The sequence below is a fragment of the Butyrivibrio sp. X503 genome (genome assembly GCF_003625475.1).
Classification (GTDB): Bacteria; Bacillota; Clostridia; order Lachnospirales; family Lachnospiraceae; genus Butyrivibrio.
In genome coordinates, this window is record NZ_RAIQ01000010.1 from 1 (window position 1) to 18,342 (window position 18,342).

Consider the following 18,342-nt stretch of genomic DNA (forward strand, 5'->3'; position numbering starts at 1 on the left):
AGTTGATCCGGTCAAAACTAAGCTTGGCTTTTGTTCTGTCCGTTAATTTACTAAATCTTTGTTCTGAATTATTCTCTTAATGTAATGACCAGGTCTTGCGAAATGCTTCGCATTTCCCAAGCTTTTGCGTTCGCAAAATGAAATCTGAAATAATCAGTTCTCTGCAAGCAAGCTTGCTCGACCTGCTTATTTCATCTTTCGCCCTGCTCATTGCTTTTTGGAATTTTTCAGGGTTGCATTACTGTTTATTTGTCAAGGTACAAGGAGCCTAAAACCCGCTCCAGTGCTGCGTTTGCGGCATTTCTGTCTGCATCAGCAACGAATATAAATATATCACTGCGTATCATCCATGTCAACAACTATTTTCAAAAATTTTTGATTTTTTTTGAAGTTTTATTTTTCTATGAATAAAACGCCCAGTGTTCCGGGGCCGCAATGCGAGGAAATAACGCCTCCCGCGCGGGTTTCGATTATCTCGTTAAAGCATCCGAGTTCAGTCAGATATGATCGAACCATATCTACTATCTCTTTATCGCATCCGGAATGTGTGATAAATACTCTGTCGGACTTGGCATTCTTAAGCGCATCCTCCATGTCTTTAACGTAGTCAATTATGTACTTCTTAGGAAGCCCTCTGTACTTCTTCTCTGGTCCCATCTTGCCGTCTTTTACACCGATCCTTGGATGAAGCTTTAATGCATTGCCGACTAAAGCCGCAAGGCCAGAGCACCTTCCGCCTCTGTAAAGATATGTGAGAGTATCGATGACAAAGCTTGCTCTTACCTTGGATCTGAGCGCCAGGATATACTCTTCTATCTCCGCTGCGCTCTTTCCATTGCGTGCAAGCTCACATGCTTCTATCACCTGAAGTCCTATACCGGTAGAAAGATTCTCTGAATCGATCACGCGGATCTTATCCTCCATTTCAAGCTCCTGCGCTGCAAGCTTACAATTCGAATAGTTAGCGGACATCGATGAAGATATTGTAAACACAACGTATTCATCCGCCCCATTTTCTTTTATCTTATCCATAATATCCGTAACGGAAGCTGCCGCCGTCTTGGGCGTCTCTCCTGTCTTGTCCGACCACTCATATAGTTTTCCCGGAGTAATGTTTACTCCGTCAAGATATTCCTCGTCTCCAAGTCTTACATACAGAGGAAGGATTGTGATGCCATATCTTTCAATCAGTCCTTTCGAAAGATCACATGTGCTGTCTGCAATTATTTTTACCATTGTCTTCTCCCTTTTTTCAACAAAGATAAAGGCCGATGATCTCGGCCTTTAGAAGTCTTATTTAAGTATTACTTTTGTATCCTTGCCGTCTCTTGTTACTATCAGTCCCAAGTTCTCGACGTTTGAAGTGTTCTTTTCATCTATCTGCGTAAGCACCACCAAGCTCTCATGAGCTCTTGAATCTATTGTGCCTATATACGAAGAAAGATCGTTCGGCAGGAACGTGACCGAAGTATATCCAAGGTTCTTGCCGTTTAAAAGAATCTGGAACAAAAGATTAAGCTTAAGCATATTTACGCTTTTAGCATTGTCGGACGCATTATAAAGATCGAATCTAAGTACAAGAAGTCTCTTGCCCTTATCTGCATTAACAACATAGCTCTTGGAGCTCTCAGGGTACGTCTTTGAAATGGAATATCCCTGATATGACAGGAAGATATCATCCATTATCTCTCTTGATTCATCATCCGACATTACGACCGCATTCGGATCTGCCGCGTAAGAGTCTTCTCCTGAACCGCCTTCACTGACTTCATCCGCATTCTTTTCATCGCTTTCGGAAGGCTTGGCATTTTCGTCGACCTTATTTACATCAGAGCCCTCGCTTGCCTCATTCTCATTTTCAACGTCGCTGCCATCGGATGACTCTATAGAAGACGCATCCGCAAATTCATCCCCTGAGGAAAAAGAGCTTCCTTCTTCGAACATGTCCTCAGCTCTTGGACCAACATCCGCAAAAGCATCATGCATCTCTTCTTCCTGCTTTTTATTCTGTTGCTCGATCATCTCTTGTGCAATAACCGGATCGACGTATGTAAGCTTGCTCTCTCCGTTATTGGAATATTTCATTAAAAGACCTACCGCATACTCCACGGTCTGGTCATACTGCTCCTCGGTCATTGTCGGAAACTTTTCTCCGCACGCCGTAAGAGCCAGCGCTGCACTTATAATAACAGCCACTCCCAAATACTTTTTTGCACTCATAAGATATCCCTCATATTATTTGGTCTCGAGTTCAAAATAGAATTCAACGCCGTTGTCATAATTGATAACGCCGTAATCCTGATTCATACTCTCCATTATAGCCTTAACTATGGACAAGCCAACGCCGCTTCCGCCGTACTCCCTGGTCCTTGCTTTATCGACCTTGTAAAACTTATCCCAGATATGCTCCAAGCTGTCCTCGGGGATCGGACTACCCGTGTTAAACACAGATACTCTCACCTTGTTTTCTTTCTCTGTGATCTTGATATCCACTACTCTTTCGCCGCCTATATGGTTAAGAGCATTGCTGTAATAGTTCTGCAAAACCTCTTCTACTCTGAATTCATCTCCCCATACAAATATCGGCTTATAATTTCCTATCTTAACGGTTGCTTCCTTCTGTTTGGCCAAAAGCTCCGCAGATCTGACATAGTTGGTAACCAGCTCGACGATGTCAAATCTCTCCATCGTAGCATTTTCATTACCGAATTCAAGCTGATTGAGCGTAAGGAGTTTTTTTACCATGATATTCATCTTGGACGCTTCATCCATTATGACTTCACAATAAAAATCTCTGCTCTCCTCATCGTCGTTGATGCCTTCTTTAAGACCTTCCGCATAGCCTTGGATAAGAGCTATCGGAGTCTTAAGTTCATGAGATACGTTTGAAAGGAATTCCTTTCTCATCTCATCTATTTCTTCCTTCTTGGCGATATCCTGCCTAAGAGCTATATTCGCATTCTTAAGATCTCGAAGTGACGCCTCGAGGATCTCGGACAATTCGTTCATGTTCTGTCCGAGTATATCTATCTCATTTTTATGTTCGTTTTGATCTTCATACTTAGCTTCGAAATTAAGCTTTTTCATCTCATCGGAGATCTGATAAAGCTTTTTGATCGGAGCCGTAACCTTTTTTGATATAAAAAGAACCAGTATCGCACCGATAGACAATGCAGTAAAAGCGGTCATTGCCATAAAGGTGTTGGAAATCTTAACGTTCTCTCTGATACTCTGCATGGCCGTTCTGACCATAACAATATATTTACCTTCAGTAACTCCCCAGATCTCCAGATACTCCGTATCACTCTCAAGATCCCTGTCGACCTGCATGGTAATATTATTTATCTCATCCGTTTTTATAATGGTTATTTCATTGTTCGGATTCGGCTCTTCGGTAAGAATATTGTATAATTCTTTTGCCATGGCATCACCGCTTCGCTGAGAAAACGATGTTGCTTTAACATTAGTCGGATACTCAAAGACGATCATCTCGATATTATATCTGTCACAAGTCTCTCTTGTCTTTTTATCAAATTCTACGGATGTAATATCAATACCGTTTGAAATATCTGACAATGTTGCATTGTACGCATTATGAATAGTCTCAATCTTATCCTTTACATAGAATTTCTCCATAAAAAGAACGTTCATGATAATACAAAAGCCGAACGAAATGATCATTGTCATAAGAAACGCCATGCTGATCTCAAGACGGATAGAATGAGTTATGCTTTTGTTGTAGCCGGTATTACTGGTTTGTTTCAAACTTATACCCCATTCCCCATATCGTCTTTATGAGGTCGCCTTTGTTTCCGAGTTTTCCTCTGAGCTTCTTAACATGAGTGTCTATAGTACGTGCATCACCGAAATAATCATAATTCCACACGTTATTAAGTATCTTTTCCCTGGAAAGGGCAACTCCCTTGTTCTCGAAAAAGAAGCTAAGGAGCTCGAATTCCTTGTAGCTAAGATCAACTTCTTTGCCGTCAACAAATACACTGTGGGCAACTTTATTGATAGTTATGCCACCGGCCTCCATAACCTGATTGTTGACGGACTGATTAGTCCTTCTGAGAATCGCGGAAACTCTTGCCGCAAGAATCTTGGGGCTAAAGGGCTTTGAAATATATTCATCAACTCCGAGTTCAAATCCAAGGAGCTCATCTCTCTCCTCAGACTTAGCGGTAAGCATAATGATCGGAACCTTTGAGTTGTTTCTTATCTCTCTGCAAACTTCCCAGCCGTCTCTTTTGGGCATCATAACATCAAGAATAATAAGAGAAATGTCTTTATCCTCGTAGAACATGTCCAAAGCCTGCTGGCCGTCTCCTGCCTCCAAAACAATATATCCGTCTTTTATAAGAAAGTCTTTGACGAGTTTACGCATACGGCTCTCGTCATCCACCACCAAAATCTTCAAGTCATCCACTGCCTATTCCTCCTCGAAATTCTAGTTATCACCAATATCACCATCATACCGCTGTGGTGCTTCGATGCCAAGTTTTTTTTCTGCTTCGCGAACCGCCTTTTCTCTTTCCTTGAGCTCTTCGTCCCAAGCCGAATAGCGATTCGTTATATTTCTTTTATAGTTGATAATGTTATCACTGTCACTTTTGGAAGCTATAACAAACATCACGATCACAAGTATCGCAAGTACAATATTAAGTATTATGGAAAAGATTTTTCCAAAATCCGCCGCGCCTTCATTCTTCGGCGGTTTAACTCTTTGCTGTGCGGCAATATTTTCAAACGCCGAATGCCTGGTAAAGGTAACGTTAAGTGGTATCGGAATAAGATCTTCCTGCGAATATCCGCTCTCTAAAAGCTTATTTCTAAGATCCATTAAATACTGCCAGCCTATGGGCGACTTAAATATCTTATTTTCTATAGCTTTTTCGTATACAGCTTTTATATCGCTCGGGCGGCTTGCATTTATCTTTGTTTCCAAAAGCTTTATTTTGGATTCATCCATAGAAGCCTTTTTGGCATCATCCTCATTAAGGAACTCATAACCGCCCACTATGAACTTGCTGTCAGCATTGTTGTTATCAGCCATACTCCGCTCCGTACGCCACGGTAAAGACGCTTACGCTCCTAGCCTTCAACGTCTTGTTTCTAAATGCCAAAGGCTTGGGCCTGTTGTTATAATACTTACCTTCATCATCTCCGGTATCGGCGCAAAGTGTCCAATACGAACCGGCCGGTGCTCCCGGAAGCATGATCTGTATATCTTCCCAATAAGCGTTTATCGCAATATATACTATATCATCATGTCCCTTTTTATCATAGTAGCCCGCATATCTGATACAGATTACTCTGGAATCCTTGGTTATGTTACCGTTGTCCGGATTCTCGGTATGCACGGAAATAAAGGGTAGTCCGCACTTTGCCGGTTCGAGATCTTTCCTGATACAGGGATGCTTTCTTCTAAACTGAATGATATTCCTGTAATAATCATAATAATCTCTGTTCTTTTCAATGAGACTCCAATCAAGCCACGATATCTCATTGTCCTGACAGTACGCGTTATTATTTCCAAACTGAGTATTGCCAAACTCATCTCCGGCGTACAACATAGGCGTACCTCTGCTGCACATAAGAACGGTGATTGCATTTCTCATCATTCTGAAACGAAGATCAAGGATACCCGGATCGTCGGTGTCACCTTCCGCGCCACAGTTCCAGCTTCTGTTGTCGTTGGCACCGTCCGTATTGTTCCATCCGTTTTCTTCGTTATGTTTACTATTATAAGAATAAAGGTCATAGAGTGTAAAGCCGTCATGACAGGTTATAAAGTTGACCGACGACTCATATCCGAGATACGATCCTCCATACATGTCCATCGAACCCGTAATGCGCTTAACGGCTTCCGGCGCAGCCCATATATCTCCCTTAAGATATGACCTTATATCATCCCTGTATTTACCGTTCCATTCAGCCCAGCGTTTCCAGGAAGGGAAATTACCCACCTGATATACACCGCCTGCATCCCACGCCTCGGCAATAAGCTTAACGTCTCCGAGGATCGGGTCATAAGCAATACGCTGAAGAAGCGGAGGTCTGTCCATAGGCGCACCGTCCTGATCTCTGCCCAGGATACTTGCAAGATCGAATCTAAAACCGTCTACTCTGTATTCCTCAACCCAATATCTAAGGCACTGAACAATAAACTCCTGAACCATCGGGTGATTGCAATTCATGGTATTTCCGCAACCGCTGAAATTGTAATACTCACCGTGAGGGGTCAAAAGATAATAGATATTATTATCAAATCCCTTAAAAGAGATAAACGGTCCATGCTCGTTACCTTCAGCCGTGTGATTGAAAACAACGTCAAGAATAACTTCAATACCATTGGCCTTAAGCGCATTTATCATCTGCTTAAGCTCAAGACCTTCGTTATTATGTTCCGCCTCACACGCATAGCTGGTATTCGGAGCAAAAAAAGCAATGGTATTATAGCCCCAGTAATCCAAAAGCGTTCTACCGTTATGCTCTCGCATATCCCTTGTTTCATCAAATTCAAAAATAGGCATAAGCTCAACGGCTGTTATACCAAGCTTCTTAAGGTAATCAGCCTTCTCTTTTATGCCCTCAAAGGTTCCGCCGTGTGTTACACCCGAAGATTTATCCTTGGTAAAGCCTCTTACGTGCATTTCATAGATGATCGAATCGCACATAGGTATCTCGGGATTTCTCGTTACATTCCACTCGAAATAGTTCCTTACGACTCTGGCCCTGTATTCATCCTCACCGTAAGACTTCTCTCCCCATATTCTCTGACCGGAAACAGCCTTGGCAAACGGATCGAGCAAGGTATTCTTCTTATCAAACAAAAGACCCTTCTCCGGCTCCCACGGACCGTCAACGCGATAATTGTACTCCAAATTCTCAATATCAAGGCCAAAGACGATCATAGAATACACTTTGCCTATCTTATAACTCTCGGGAAAAGGAATCTCCGCAAACGCGTTCTTATCACCTCTTTTATATAAAAGAAGTGTTATGGAGGTTGCTCCGTTGGAATATACGGTAAAGTTGATGATGGAGTCATTAAGCATAGTTGCACCATACATGCTGTAGACCCCGGGTCTGATCTTATAACCGTTCACTTCATCGAGCCAGACAAGTTGACGGTTAATATCATCCTTGGCTAGGATTTCAGCACGATGTGATTCAACATCAATCTTCTTTTTACCGGACCTATGTCTTCTATACTCACTCATGCTTTAATTTTACCACATTATTTATTAAATATCCGTGAAAAAAACGGCTGTTTAACGAAAACAGCCGTTTCAAATACACAATGAAAATGTAAAAATCGCCCCACGGTATTAACCATGGGGCGACAAATATACTCATATGAATTAAACAGGGTATGCACCGTTCTTGGTATCAGCCTCAGAAACATCAACAGATGTCTGCTGAGCCATACGATACTTGAAGAAGTCTGTTGCAACCTGAGGGAAGAGTGCGTATGAAAGAACGTCCTCATCCTGCTGCTTCCACTGCTTAACATCCTCTTCGAACTTATTAAGTCCGGGCTCGAGCTTGTCAGCGGGTCTGCATGTGATAACCTCTCTGTCGCCGATGATCTTCTTCTGAACCTCGGGATTGAAAGGCTTGATTGTCTTACCGTACTCACCTGCAAGGAGATCCTTGGTCTGATCAGTAGCAACCTTGTATCTCTCACCCATAAGTACGTTCATAACAGCCTGTGTACCAACGATCTGTGATGAAGGTGTAACAAGCGGAGGCTCACCGAAGTCCTTACGAACCTGAGGGATCTCCTCAAGCACTGTGTCGTACTTATCGCTTGCGTTCTGCTCCTTGAGCTGGCTAACCATGTTGGAAAGCATTCCGCCGGGAACCTGATACATAAGAGTCTTGATGTTAACACCAAGAACCTTAGGATCCATAAGTCCGCTTGCGAGGCACTCCTCTCTGTAAGGTCTGAAGTGATCTGCAATCTTAGCAAGAAGCTTCTGATCAAGACCTGTCTCGAAAGGCTGTCCCTTGAATGCCTCAACCATAACCTCAGTAGCGGGCTGTGATGTTCCGAGTGCGAAAGGTGAAATAGCGCAGTCGATGATATCAACACCTGCCTCAGCAGCCTTCATGTATGTCATGCTGGCAACACCTGAAGTGTAATGTGTATGAAGGTCGATAGGAAGCTTTGTAGCACTCTTAAGAGCTTTAACAAGCTTCTCTGCCTCATAAGGAAGAAGAAGTCCTGCCATGTCCTTGATACAGATAGAATCTGCACCCATAGACTCGATATCCTTAGCGATATTCATCCAGTACTCTTCTGTGTATGCATCACCAAGTGTGTATGCAAGAGCGATCTGTGCGTGGCCGCCCTCTTTCTTACATGCCTTAACTGAAGCCTCAAGGTTTCTAAGGTCGTTAAGACAGTCGAAAATTCTGATTATATCAATACCGTTGGCGATTGACTTCTGAACGAAGTAATCAACAACGTCATCGGGATAATGCTTGTATCCCAAAATGTTCTGTCCGCGAAGGAGCATCTGAAGCTTAGTGTTCTTGAAGCCGGCTCTGAGCTTACGAAGTCTCTCCCAAGGATCTTCCTTAAGGAATCTCATGCAAGCGTCGAATGTAGCACCGCCCCAGCACTCTACTGCGTTGTATCCAACCTGATCCATTGTCTCAATGATGGGAAGCATAACCTCTGTAGGCATTCTAGTCGCGATAAGGGACTGATGAGCGTCACGGAGTACTGTCTCATTGATACGAATGGGTTTCTTTTCCATATCTGCCATATCTGTAATCATCCTTTCTGATTATTCAAAAATCATTGTCCGATATTTATACACCGAACACCGCCATAAATGTACCGGCAACAACCGCTGTTCCGATAACACCGGCAACGTTAGGTCCCATAGCATGCATCAGAAGGAAGTTGGAAGGATCATATTCGGCTCCAACCTTCTGAGATACACGGGCTGCCATAGGAACGGCAGATACGCCCGCAGAACCGATAAGCGGATTGATCTTGCCTCTGGTAATAAAGCAAAGCAGTTTACCCAAAAGACATCCTGCCGCAGTACCGAAAGCAAAAGCAATAAGTCCGAGAACAACTATGATAAGAGTTGTCTTGTTAAGGAAAGCCTCAGCACTTGTTGTAGCACCAACAGAAGTTCCGAGAAGGATAACTACAATGTACATAAGTGCGTTTGAAGCTGTCTCCTGGAGCTGACGAACAACGCCTGACTCTCTGAAGATATTTCCGAGCATCAGCATACCGATAAGAGGTGCTGTTGTAGGAAGTATCATGCTGACAACAATAGTAACTATAACAGGGAAGAGAATCTTCTCGAGCTTGCTAACTTCACGAAGCTGCTGCATTCTAATGGTTCTCTCTCTCTTTGTTGTAAGAAGCTTCATGATAGGAGGCTGGATCATGGGAACGAGCGCCATATATGAATACGCCGCAACCGCAATGGGTCCCAGGATTGAAGTCTGATGAAGCTTGGATGCAAGGAAGATGGATGTAGGACCATCCGCACCTCCGATGATTGATACTGCCGCAGCCTGCTGGTCATTGAAACCGAATGCGATAGCCATGAAGTAAGCTGCAAAAATACCGAACTGAGCGCCGGCACCCATAAGGAAGCTTATAGGATTGGCAATAAGGGGACCGAAGTCGGTCATCGCACCTACACCCATAAAAATAAGTGAAGGAAGAATAGCCCACTCATCCAAGATATAGAAATAATGGAGAAGTCCACCTGCAGCACCGTTTGCGGGAGCTGCCATAATGTCCGGATAAATATTAACTAGGAGCATACCGAATGAGATCGGTACCAAAAGCAAAGGCTCAAATCCCTTGGCAATAGCCAGATACAAAAATACAAGGGCTACAACTACCATTATGTAGTTTCCCGGTGACATTGTTGTAAATGCTGTCTGATGCCAGAGATTGGTTAATGTATTAACAACGTAATCCATTTTTTATCCTCATTTCTGTTTAAACAAATTTATAATTCTCTGACATTAGTTAAGAGTTGCAAGTACTGTTCCTGCCTCTACTGCATCACCTGCAGCTACATCGATGCTGGCAACTGTTCCGTCGGAAGGAGCAACCATAGGGATCTCCATCTTCATGGACTCAAGTGTGATAACTGTATCACCCTTCTTTACAGCCTGGCCAACACTTGCGTTAACCTTAAGTACCTTACCTGCTGCTCCGGCCTCAACCTTTACAGATCCTGCGCCTGCGCTTGCCTTCTTAACGGGTGCTGCGGGTGCCTTAACTGCGGGAGCTGCTGCGGGTGCAGAAGCTACTGCGCTTCCTGCGCCTTCTTCTACTGTTACATCATATACGTTTCCGTTTACGGTTATAGTATAGTTCTTCATTGTATCTCCTTTCATCACACATCAAAGTCTGATGTGTACGATGCTTATATTAGAATTTTTTCCAATTACTGTTTACTTTTCTTATAGACCTTACACGGAAACCGTCTGTGCTTCCGCTTCCCTCATATGCCGCGATTGCTGCCGCGATAACCGCAACAAGCTCTGCGTCACTTGAAAGATCTTCCTTCTCGGCAATCTGACCCACAGTGTTGTCGATAGCCTTTTCGGCGATAGTCTTCTTATCATTTTTCTTAGTGCCAAGCTTCTGTATCAGAGGGAACAGGCATATGATAAGTGAAATTGTGATAAGGATTGAAAAGGCCATTCCCATTCCCATAAGTGTATTGAGTCCGGCATTCTCAAGCTTCTCGCCAATTGTCTTATCAGCTGTTACACCGATGTCGGTAGTCTCATAATTCATAATGCTGACAACATCAGCTACCTGTAATTCAGGGGTAGGAGTAAATTTGTTATCAAGGTAGATGACCATATCAGCATAATGTTTGGTTCCATGTAATCTACCGGTCAAAACAAGTTGCCCCTTATTGTTCATTTCATAGCTAATCGATTCGACGTTTATATCATCAGCCAAAGTGTCTTTCGAGCCATATCCTATCTGATCTATAGCTTTGTACCAGCTCTCATATCCCTTTCGGAATGTCTCATACTTTTCATCGCTAAAATAATAGCCATACACTAAAGACAGATATGCCTTTTCTTCGAAGTTTTCCGGAGTAACACCTTTTTTGTAGAATGCTTCAAAAAAGTCATCTTCGATATCATCCGCCAATTGTTTTAGATGATCCTCATCATAATATTTAGGTATATATCTGCTCTCATCAACACTGTTCTGCGCCGTCTGCTGCTCCTGCTTGCCACAACCGGTAAAGCAAAGAAGGCAGCTTAGCATAACGCCCAAAACTAAAAATTTATGCTTCATTTTGAGTGCTCCCTTCATTAAACTGTGCCGTGTTTCTTGGCAGGACGCTCATCTCTCTTTGTAAAAAGCATCTCGAAAGCTCCGATTACATACTTTCTTGTGTCGGCTGCAGCGATGATCTCATCAACGTATCCTCTTGCAGCTGCGCTCTTCACATTGTTCTGAAGCTGTGCATAATCTGCAGCAGTCTTAGAAACAGTATCTGCATCCTTGCCGTCACAAATGATCTTAGCGGCAAGAGAAGCGTCCATTGTTCCGATCTGAGCATCAGGCCAGCTGATAGTAACATCTGCTCCGATAGCCTTGGAGTTCATGATCACATAAGCACTTCCGAAAGCCTTACCTGTGATAACGTTAACCTTAGGCACTGTAGCATTTGCAAGTGCATATACAAGCTTGCCCGCAGCCTTTGCAACACGCTTCTCGTTGCACTGGCATGAAACAAAGCCTGTAGAATTTGTAAGTGTAAGAACGGGAAGATCGAAAGCATCGCAGAAGTTAACGAATTCGGCAGCCTTCTCACATGCGCCTGCAGAAAGCTTATCCTCAAACTTCTCTGCCTCTTTGCCATTCTCATCGTATACGGCTGTACGGTTACCAACAAGACCTACGGTTGCTCCGTTAAGTCTGATGAAACCTGTCACCATATCTTTTGCAAAGTTTCTCTTTGTCTCAAAGAAAATTCCGTTATCTGAAATCTGTCTTGCGATAACTGAAGGATCGGCTACTGCGCCGTCAAGATTCTCACATGCTCTGTTGAGATCGTCAGAGCACTCCTCATATGAATCTCCGTCCTCGTTGTTTGAAGGAAGGATAGAAACGAGCTCTCTGATCTGAGCATAGATTGATGCCTCATCGGCAACTACATCAATATTGCTTGTGTTGGCGCTCTGCCAATCAGCACTTGATGTATCACATTTCTCTTTATAATTACCCTCAAGAGCGTTGGGTGAGTTAACAAAAAGCTTACCCTTGGATGACTCAATGAAAGTAAAGTCTGTAATGGAAGGAATCAAAGCAAGTCCGCCACCACATGATCCGAAAACAGCTGTGATCTGAGGAACAACACCTGATGCCTCCACCTGCTTAAGATAAATCTCGCCAAATGCGTTGAGCGCATCTGTTGCCTCCTGAAGACGAAGTCCCGCTGAATCGATAAGTCCGATTACAGGAGATCCTGTCTTGATTGCCAGTTCATACAGGCGAACGATCTTCTTAGCATGCATCTCGCCGATAGATCCGCCAAGTACTGACGCATCCTGGCTGTATACATACACCAGATTGCCGTCGATAACACCATATCCGGTAACGACTCCGTCTGATGGTGTTTCTTCCTGTTTCAGATTGAAATCTGTGTTTCTGGCTGTCACAAGAGCACCAATTTCAACGAAACTGTTTTCGTCGAGCAAAGAGTTGATTCTTATACTCGCTTGTGAAGAACTACTCATTTTTTTAACCTCCGTAAATATATTTAAGTAATGCTTATTCCTAAAATGAACGCAACTTAACACAGAGTATAGTATAACATAAAAGCACCAAAAAAAAAGGGAAAACGCACAATTTTTTCGGCGTTTTCCCACTGTTTAAACCACTTAAATATCAAGTTTTACATCTATCTCTTTTTCGGCCTGAGCCTTGAATTCTTCAACCTGTACCGTTCCTATTGTCGGAAGCTCTTCAAGGGAGCGAACTCCGAAGCTTCTAAGGAACTCTTCGGTTGTTCCGAAAAGAAGAGGTCTTCCCGGAGCATCAAGCCTTCCAAGCTCTTTTACCAGTCCGAACTCAACCAGCCTGTTTACGGCATGATCACTGTTTACACCTCTTATCTTTTCAACCTCAAGTCTTGTGATAGGTTGCTTGTATGCGATGATAGACAGCGTCTCCATGAGTGAATCGGTAAGCACCGCCTTCTTGGGAGTCTTGGCTATCTTTACTAGATACTCGTACATTTCCTTTTTGGTGCAGAGCTGAACTGCGTTATCAAGCTCGATAAGTCCTATTCCGCTGTCGTCCTGTTCATATTTGTTCTTGAGATAATCGATGTGGTCCTTGACCTCTCTTACACTAACCTCCATTGCCTTAGACAACGTGCTTATCTCAACAGAATCTCCCATTGCAAAAAGAATGGCTTCTATAATAGCTGCGCCTTCTCTACTCGTCATATCTTTTAACTTGCCTTTCTCGAAGTAATTATTATATCTCCGAACGTATCTTCCTGTTCGATCTCTATCTCGCCAAGCTTCATCTCCTCAAGCATAACAAGGAAAGTAACGATGATCTCGGTCTTGCTGTGCTGCTTTTCAAGAAGACTTCTGAAACTGAATCTCTTGTGTTCACGGATATATGCCTTGATATAAAGCGTCTTGGCGTCCATGTCGACTTCTTCCTTCTCGATGTTTCCGAACTTACTTCTGATAGGATCGACCTTGTCTTCCTGTCTTTTCAAAAGATCCTGGAAAATCGCGTTAAGCTTACTCAAAGTGGCATCTCCGATAAGATCCGAGAAATCGATCGGAACCTCAAATTCGCGAACTTCCTTCGGGATATCTTTTTGCCTGTACCACTGCATGTCGGCGTCCATCTGTCTATCCTTGAGCTCGTAAGCCATATACTTGTACATCTTATACTCAAGAAGCTTCTCAACAAGCTCGGCTCTCGGATCTTCTTCCTCACCTTCTTCATTAACTTCCTTGGGAAGAAGCATCTTACATTTGATATCTATAAGTGTCGCCGCCATAACAAGGAATTCACTGGTAACTTCCATATCTTCCTTGTGCATCGCATTGATATATTCCATGTACTGTTCTGTGATCGTAACAATAGGAATATCGTAGATATCTATTTGGTTTTTATCGATCAGATGCATAAGAAGGTCCATCGGTCCTTCAAACACCTGAAGCTTGATCTCAAGTGACATCTTTTACCTCATGTAATCTGATAACATCAATTTCTCCGGGATTGAACATTCTCACGTGAATGGTGTGTGTTCCAAGCCCTCTTGAAAGGATCATGCGCTTACTTCCGATCTTAAACTCTCCGCCGTCATACTTAGGAAAAAGAGCTATCGATGGAGAAACAACTCCTCCCAGAAGCGGAAGTCTTATTATACCGCCGTGTACATGGCCCGCAAGTGAAAGATCCGCTCCCCAATTTGCATATTCGGGAAAATACTGCGGATTGTGCGCAATAAGTACTTGATATTTATCTTTGGAAGCAGAGCCGACAAGCTTTGAGATATAACCTGTATCCATCTGCTTCTTCTTTATTTTTCTGAAATACTCCAAAGGAAGATCAAGTCCGGTAATGCGGACCTTATTATCCTCCATGTTGACCGAGTCATTTTCAAGAATGATGACGCCGGCTCTTTTCAAAGTATCTTTATATCTGTCGTAGAAGTTACCGTATTTCTTGGTGAAGGTCTTTACCTTCTTTTCGTGATTGCCGTTGGCCATGTAGACCTTATATTTACCTGCAAGCTCCGTAAGAACGTGAAGTCCTGCCTCATACTGTATCCTGCCGTGGATCTTCATGCCGATGAACATGTCGCCTGCGCACATCACGGCGTCAGGTGCAATATCATCAATAGCCTTTAAAAGTCTGTCGTTGCTGTCGCCGTAAACATAGCCGTGAAGATCGGAAAGAAGGACGATCTTGAGATCGCGATCGATCTTGTCGGTATCTATGTCATAAGTGCGGACAACAAAGTTGTGAGTATCATGGTAGATGACCGCGATACATAATATAACAAGCGCCGCAACCGCAGCGATGATGATATACAAAAGCATAATCTCTTTTCCTTATTCGCATTTCAAAACAGCAAGAATATTTTAGCATATAAATGTGAAGGTCAAAAGCAAATTTACATAAAATATGATATACGAATTGCTCCATGGCTGACGCCAATATCATACAAAAAAATCCCCGGATAATCATCCAGGGATTTTAAAATCTGACTTAGTTATATTTGCGCTTTCTAGCTGCCTCAGACTTCTTCTTGCGTCTAACGCTAGGCTTCTCGTAATGTTCTCTCTTACGAATCTCCTGCTGGATACCAGCCTTGGCACAGCTTCTCTTGAAGCGACGAAGCGCGCTATCCAAAGTCTCGTTTTCTTTTACTACTACAGTTGACATCTCTACTCTTACCCTCCCTTCAGTCCCTTCAAGTACATGACTGATTGGGTTATTTATTATGATCTGAGCCTAAAAACTCACATAACATGAATAATTATATCATAAAAAATTTAGGCGTCAAGCATTATTTTCAGACTTTTACTGAAGTGCTTCTTTTAACACTTCAAGGTTTGCCTGCATTACAGAAAGGTAAGTTGTTCCGTTTGCAACATCCTCGGATGTTGTAGACTGCATCGAATCAAGAGTAAGGATGTTCTGATCCTTGCTTTTTGTATTGTTCTTGATTGTCTCGGCAATCTTCTTATCGGGACCTTCGATAGTCATGATACTCTTAAGTCCAAGCTCATCAACTTTTCCGGCAAGGAAAGCGATAGTCTCAAAGCTGGCCTCAGTCTCAGCTGAGCATCCGACAAATGCAGCATAGTAATCAAGACCATAATCATCAACAAGATATCTGAAAGGGAATCTGTCTCCGAAAAGAAGTGTCTTGTTTGCAGCTGCTGAAGTTACGCTCTTATACTCTCCGTCAAGGTTATTGAGTTTCTGCTTGTATGCATTGGCATTCTCTGTATAAGTAGCGGCGTTATCGGCATCTACCTTTGAAAGGCCGTCCGCTATAGCGTCACAGATAATAGAAGCATTTGTAAGTGAAAGCCATACGTGCTCGTCGTACTCAACTTCCTCTTCTTCTCCTTCTTCTCCCTCTTCGCCTTCTTCCTCTTCTTCAGCTTCCATTCCTTCTACAACTTCCTCTTCCTTGACATTTCCGCCAAGAACATCGAGAAGATTGATAACAACCATATCTTTATTGGTAGCTTCCTTGAGTGCATCGTCAACCCACTCATCGGATTCGCCGCCGACATAGATGAACATGTCGCAGGAAACAATCTTCATAATATCATCTGCCGTAGGCTGATAAGAATGAAGATCAACCCCGTTATCAAGAAGCATTGTGATCTCCGCTTTGTCGGAAGCATCTCCGACAATATTCTTAACCCAATCATATTCAGGGAAAATAGTTGTAACAATGCTTATTTTGTCTCCTGAAGCCACAGCTTCAACAGAAGCCTCTTCCTCAGCGGCTTCGCTGTCCATTTTGGAAAGCGTACTCTCCGTTGTATTTCCCTGTGTCGCTGCATTATTTCCGCATCCCGTGAATGCACAGACTGTGAGTATTGCAGCCATAATAAAAGCTAGTCTCTTTTTCATACCGGTCTTGTCCTTTCGTCAATATATAATCGCATACAGAATGACTATTTCTGCACAAAGAAAAATGCAATACATTTGCAAATCACTTGCAGTTTAAGATTTTAGCAATCACATAACTGCTTGTCAATAGTATTTGCAAATCTATTGCATTTTAAAACCGATAATATTTATCACTGTCTGTCCCATGTATTGGTCTTAAGGGAATGAAGCACGAATCTACCATCGCTGCCTGCCTTTCCGCTGCAGGTAGATAAGGTAAGTATAGAATCTCTTTTGGAAAAATCGATATCTGATGGAAGTTTAATGAAGCTGTTTCTTTTTATAAAAGAAACAAAGTTATCATATTCATTATCGGTTGCAACCACGCTGTAAGCGCCGCTACCGCTAGATGTCACATAATATGCAAAAGCCTCATATTCGTAAACCTTATCATCCGTATAAACATAAAGCTTTGCATTATCTCCCGTCATAAAGCTACTCTTGGTCCCGTTCAGCGTCTTAAGGGATCCAAACATGGAACCGTCTTTCATGTTATGACCAAAGATAATGTCGTGTTTCCCGCAAAAGCACGAATCACTCAATATATCTTCATACAGACATCCGGCCTTATTATAACTGCCGTCAAAGGTCCTGGTCATGTACTCATCGATCTCTTTTTCTTTTACAACGGGATAACTGATCGAAAGATACGGAAAATAAAGCCATCCGGTAAAATCGGCATTCACCGATCGGAGCTTATCTACATCTATTGAAAGACGCGGATAATCTCCAACCTTCTCAAATTCACCGGATACGTCTTTTACATTTTCTTCTCTGATCTTGTCGTACTCAAGCTTAGCGTCATTGTAATGCCTCACATCGAAATACAGATTGACGAGATGAAAAACAATTATGAAAGCAAGTACCGCTATTATTATTGATCTGATCTTTTTATCCTTAAGCATTCCCACTCTTCACTCTTTCCGGAGGATCAAGTTGCCTTTCTAAATTGTTATTTCTTACATACTCAAGAAGCGATAAAAACTCTGCTCCAAGAAGATTGCTGAGTTCGGCATCGCTGAAATTACACTGATTGAGAGCGCACAAAACACTGATGCCATATGTGTAAATCCACATATGCTCAAACAGATACCTCGCCTGTTTTGAGGACAACGAATAAACGTTTGAAATAACTTCTTCAAACTTGTTGTCTACGATATGGCTGGAAAATACTTCATCAAAGCTCGTGGGTTTGTCAAAAGAAGACATAAAGATCATCTTGAATAGATTAGGTTCTCTGGATGCAAAAAGAATGATCTGCATTCCGGCTTTTTTGAATGGGGGATCAAATTTCATCGCTTCATTTGCATAACTTGAAACGAGCATACGAGCGGCTTTTTTAACTTCACTCCTAAGCTCATCCATGTTTTCAAACGCTGTAAAGATGGGTCTTGCGGAACATCCCAGCACATCCGCAAGTTCTCTGGCAGTAAGAGCATCCGCTCCTTTTTGGCGCACAAGCTCAAGACCTGCGTCTACCATTTGTTCTCGTGTAAAACGTGGTTTTGGGGGCATAAAAACTATCTCTTTTCAATTATTATATAAGTGGTGTGACCTACTACAATCACACTATAATTATATAGCAAAAAATCGATAAAAAAAAAGGGGTTCATTGCCGCTTTCCCTTAATATATGCGTAATAAAAG

The 18,342-nt window shown here is 42.6% G+C and carries 18 protein-coding genes; all 18 read right to left on the reverse strand.

Features of this window, described 5'->3' with window-relative positions; all coding sequences use genetic code 11:
- Nucleotides 1-393: 393 nt before the first annotated feature.
- Entirely contained in the window at nucleotides 394-1,236 is an 843-nt protein-coding gene (locus tag D6853_RS14045) for a DegV family protein (RefSeq protein ID WP_120658639.1), read from the reverse strand.
- A 57-nt stretch (nucleotides 1,237-1,293) separates the two neighbouring features.
- Nucleotides 1,294-2,220, reverse strand: coding sequence for a hypothetical protein (locus D6853_RS14050; RefSeq protein WP_120658640.1), 927 nt, complete (start codon nucleotides 2,218-2,220; stop codon nucleotides 1,294-1,296).
- Between the two features lie 15 nt (nucleotides 2,221-2,235).
- On the reverse strand, nucleotides 2,236-3,765 hold the full coding sequence (locus tag D6853_RS14055) for a sensor histidine kinase (RefSeq protein ID WP_243108368.1): 1,530 nt from the start codon (nucleotides 3,763-3,765) through the stop codon (nucleotides 2,236-2,238).
- Complete coding sequence (locus D6853_RS14060; protein ID WP_120658641.1) at nucleotides 3,749-4,429, reverse strand: response regulator transcription factor; 681 nt, start codon at nucleotides 4,427-4,429, stop codon at nucleotides 3,749-3,751. The genes D6853_RS14055 and D6853_RS14060 overlap by 17 nt, the downstream gene beginning before the upstream one ends.
- Nucleotides 4,430-4,450: 21 nt before the next feature.
- The gene (locus D6853_RS14065; RefSeq protein WP_120658642.1) at nucleotides 4,451-5,056 is read right to left on the reverse strand and encodes a hypothetical protein; all 606 of its coding nucleotides are present in this window, start codon (nucleotides 5,054-5,056) and stop codon (nucleotides 4,451-4,453) included.
- On the reverse strand, nucleotides 5,049-7,226 hold the full coding sequence (gene glgX, locus D6853_RS14070; RefSeq protein WP_120658643.1) for a glycogen debranching protein GlgX: 2,178 nt from the start codon (nucleotides 7,224-7,226) through the stop codon (nucleotides 5,049-5,051). The genes D6853_RS14065 and glgX overlap by 8 nt, the downstream gene beginning before the upstream one ends.
- A gap of 141 nt (nucleotides 7,227-7,367) precedes the next feature.
- Nucleotides 7,368-8,780: an oxaloacetate decarboxylase subunit alpha gene (locus tag D6853_RS14075; RefSeq protein WP_120658644.1), complete on the reverse strand. Its 1,413-nt coding sequence runs from the start codon at nucleotides 8,778-8,780 to the stop codon at nucleotides 7,368-7,370.
- A 46-nt stretch (nucleotides 8,781-8,826) separates the two neighbouring features.
- The gene (locus D6853_RS14080; RefSeq protein WP_120658645.1) at nucleotides 8,827-9,969 is read right to left on the reverse strand and encodes a sodium ion-translocating decarboxylase subunit beta; all 1,143 of its coding nucleotides are present in this window, start codon (nucleotides 9,967-9,969) and stop codon (nucleotides 8,827-8,829) included.
- Between the two features lie 45 nt (nucleotides 9,970-10,014).
- Nucleotides 10,015-10,377 (reverse strand): biotin/lipoyl-containing protein, encoded by a 363-nt coding sequence (locus D6853_RS14085; protein WP_120658646.1) that lies wholly within the window; start codon nucleotides 10,375-10,377, stop codon nucleotides 10,015-10,017.
- 49 nt (nucleotides 10,378-10,426) lie between these two features.
- Entirely contained in the window at nucleotides 10,427-11,317 is an 891-nt protein-coding gene (locus D6853_RS14090; protein ID WP_158588766.1) for an OadG family transporter subunit, read from the reverse strand.
- 17 nt (nucleotides 11,318-11,334) lie between these two features.
- Complete coding sequence (locus tag D6853_RS14095; protein WP_120658648.1) at nucleotides 11,335-12,765, reverse strand: acyl-CoA carboxylase subunit beta; 1,431 nt, start codon at nucleotides 12,763-12,765, stop codon at nucleotides 11,335-11,337.
- A 144-nt stretch (nucleotides 12,766-12,909) separates the two neighbouring features.
- A complete protein-coding gene (scpB, locus tag D6853_RS14100; protein WP_092249487.1) occupies nucleotides 12,910-13,479 on the reverse strand; it encodes an SMC-Scp complex subunit ScpB in 570 nt (189 codons plus the stop codon).
- 5 nt (nucleotides 13,480-13,484) lie between these two features.
- A complete protein-coding gene (locus D6853_RS14105) occupies nucleotides 13,485-14,234 on the reverse strand; it encodes a segregation and condensation protein A (protein ID WP_120658649.1) in 750 nt (249 codons plus the stop codon).
- Nucleotides 14,224-15,102 carry a metallophosphoesterase gene (locus D6853_RS14110; RefSeq protein WP_243108369.1) on the reverse strand — a complete coding sequence of 293 codons (879 nt, stop codon included), beginning with the start codon at nucleotides 15,100-15,102 and terminating at the stop codon, nucleotides 14,224-14,226. Before D6853_RS14110 ends, D6853_RS14105 begins: the two co-directional genes overlap by 11 nt.
- A gap of 169 nt (nucleotides 15,103-15,271) precedes the next feature.
- On the reverse strand, nucleotides 15,272-15,448 hold the full coding sequence (rpsU, locus tag D6853_RS14115) for a 30S ribosomal protein S21 (protein WP_013280615.1): 177 nt from the start codon (nucleotides 15,446-15,448) through the stop codon (nucleotides 15,272-15,274).
- A 138-nt stretch (nucleotides 15,449-15,586) separates the two neighbouring features.
- Nucleotides 15,587-16,657: a metal ABC transporter substrate-binding protein gene (locus D6853_RS14120; RefSeq protein WP_120658650.1), complete on the reverse strand. Its 1,071-nt coding sequence runs from the start codon at nucleotides 16,655-16,657 to the stop codon at nucleotides 15,587-15,589.
- A gap of 170 nt (nucleotides 16,658-16,827) precedes the next feature.
- Nucleotides 16,828-17,601 (reverse strand): class B sortase, encoded by a 774-nt coding sequence (locus tag D6853_RS14125; RefSeq protein WP_120658651.1) that lies wholly within the window; start codon nucleotides 17,599-17,601, stop codon nucleotides 16,828-16,830.
- The gene (locus D6853_RS14130) at nucleotides 17,594-18,178 is read right to left on the reverse strand and encodes a TetR/AcrR family transcriptional regulator (protein ID WP_158588768.1); all 585 of its coding nucleotides are present in this window, start codon (nucleotides 18,176-18,178) and stop codon (nucleotides 17,594-17,596) included. Before D6853_RS14130 ends, D6853_RS14125 begins: the two co-directional genes overlap by 8 nt.
- Nucleotides 18,179-18,342: the final 164 nt, after the last annotated feature.

Bases quoted from the DNA above. Each gene is read 5' to 3' on its own strand.
- D6853_RS14125 (WP_120658651.1), bottom strand. From the start codon at position 17,601: ATGCTTAAGGATAAAAAGATCAGATCAATAATAATAGCGGTACTTGCT.
- D6853_RS14050 (WP_120658640.1), bottom strand. From the start codon at position 2,220: ATGAGTGCAAAAAAGTATTTGGGAGTGGCTGTTATTATAAGTGCAGCG.
- scpB (WP_092249487.1), bottom strand. From the start codon at position 13,479: ATGACGAGTAGAGAAGGCGCAGCTATTATAGAAGCCATTCTTTTTGCA.
- D6853_RS14045 (WP_120658639.1), bottom strand. From the start codon at position 1,236: ATGGTAAAAATAATTGCAGACAGCACATGTGATCTTTCGAAAGGACTG.
- D6853_RS14090 (WP_158588766.1), bottom strand. From the start codon at position 11,317: ATGAAGCATAAATTTTTAGTTTTGGGCGTTATGCTAAGCTGCCTTCTT.
- D6853_RS14085 (WP_120658646.1), bottom strand. From the start codon at position 10,377: ATGAAGAACTATACTATAACCGTAAACGGAAACGTATATGATGTAACA.
- D6853_RS14130 (WP_158588768.1), bottom strand. From the start codon at position 18,178: ATGGTAGACGCAGGTCTTGAGCTTGTGCGCCAAAAAGGAGCGGATGCT.
- D6853_RS14120 (WP_120658650.1), bottom strand. From the start codon at position 16,657: ATGAAAAAGAGACTAGCTTTTATTATGGCTGCAATACTCACAGTCTGT.
- rpsU (WP_013280615.1), bottom strand. From the start codon at position 15,448: ATGTCAACTGTAGTAGTAAAAGAAAACGAGACTTTGGATAGCGCGCTT.
- D6853_RS14095 (WP_120658648.1), bottom strand. From the start codon at position 12,765: ATGAGTAGTTCTTCACAAGCGAGTATAAGAATCAACTCTTTGCTCGAC.
- glgX (WP_120658643.1), bottom strand. From the start codon at position 7,226: ATGAGTGAGTATAGAAGACATAGGTCCGGTAAAAAGAAGATTGATGTT.
- D6853_RS14065 (WP_120658642.1), bottom strand. From the start codon at position 5,056: ATGGCTGATAACAACAATGCTGACAGCAAGTTCATAGTGGGCGGTTAT.
- D6853_RS14080 (WP_120658645.1), bottom strand. From the start codon at position 9,969: ATGGATTACGTTGTTAATACATTAACCAATCTCTGGCATCAGACAGCA.
- D6853_RS14075 (WP_120658644.1), bottom strand. From the start codon at position 8,780: ATGGCAGATATGGAAAAGAAACCCATTCGTATCAATGAGACAGTACTC.
- D6853_RS14110 (WP_243108369.1), bottom strand. From the start codon at position 15,102: ATGCTTTTGTATATCATCATCGCTGCGGTTGCGGCGCTTGTTATATTA.
- D6853_RS14105 (WP_120658649.1), bottom strand. From the start codon at position 14,234: ATGTCACTTGAGATCAAGCTTCAGGTGTTTGAAGGACCGATGGACCTT.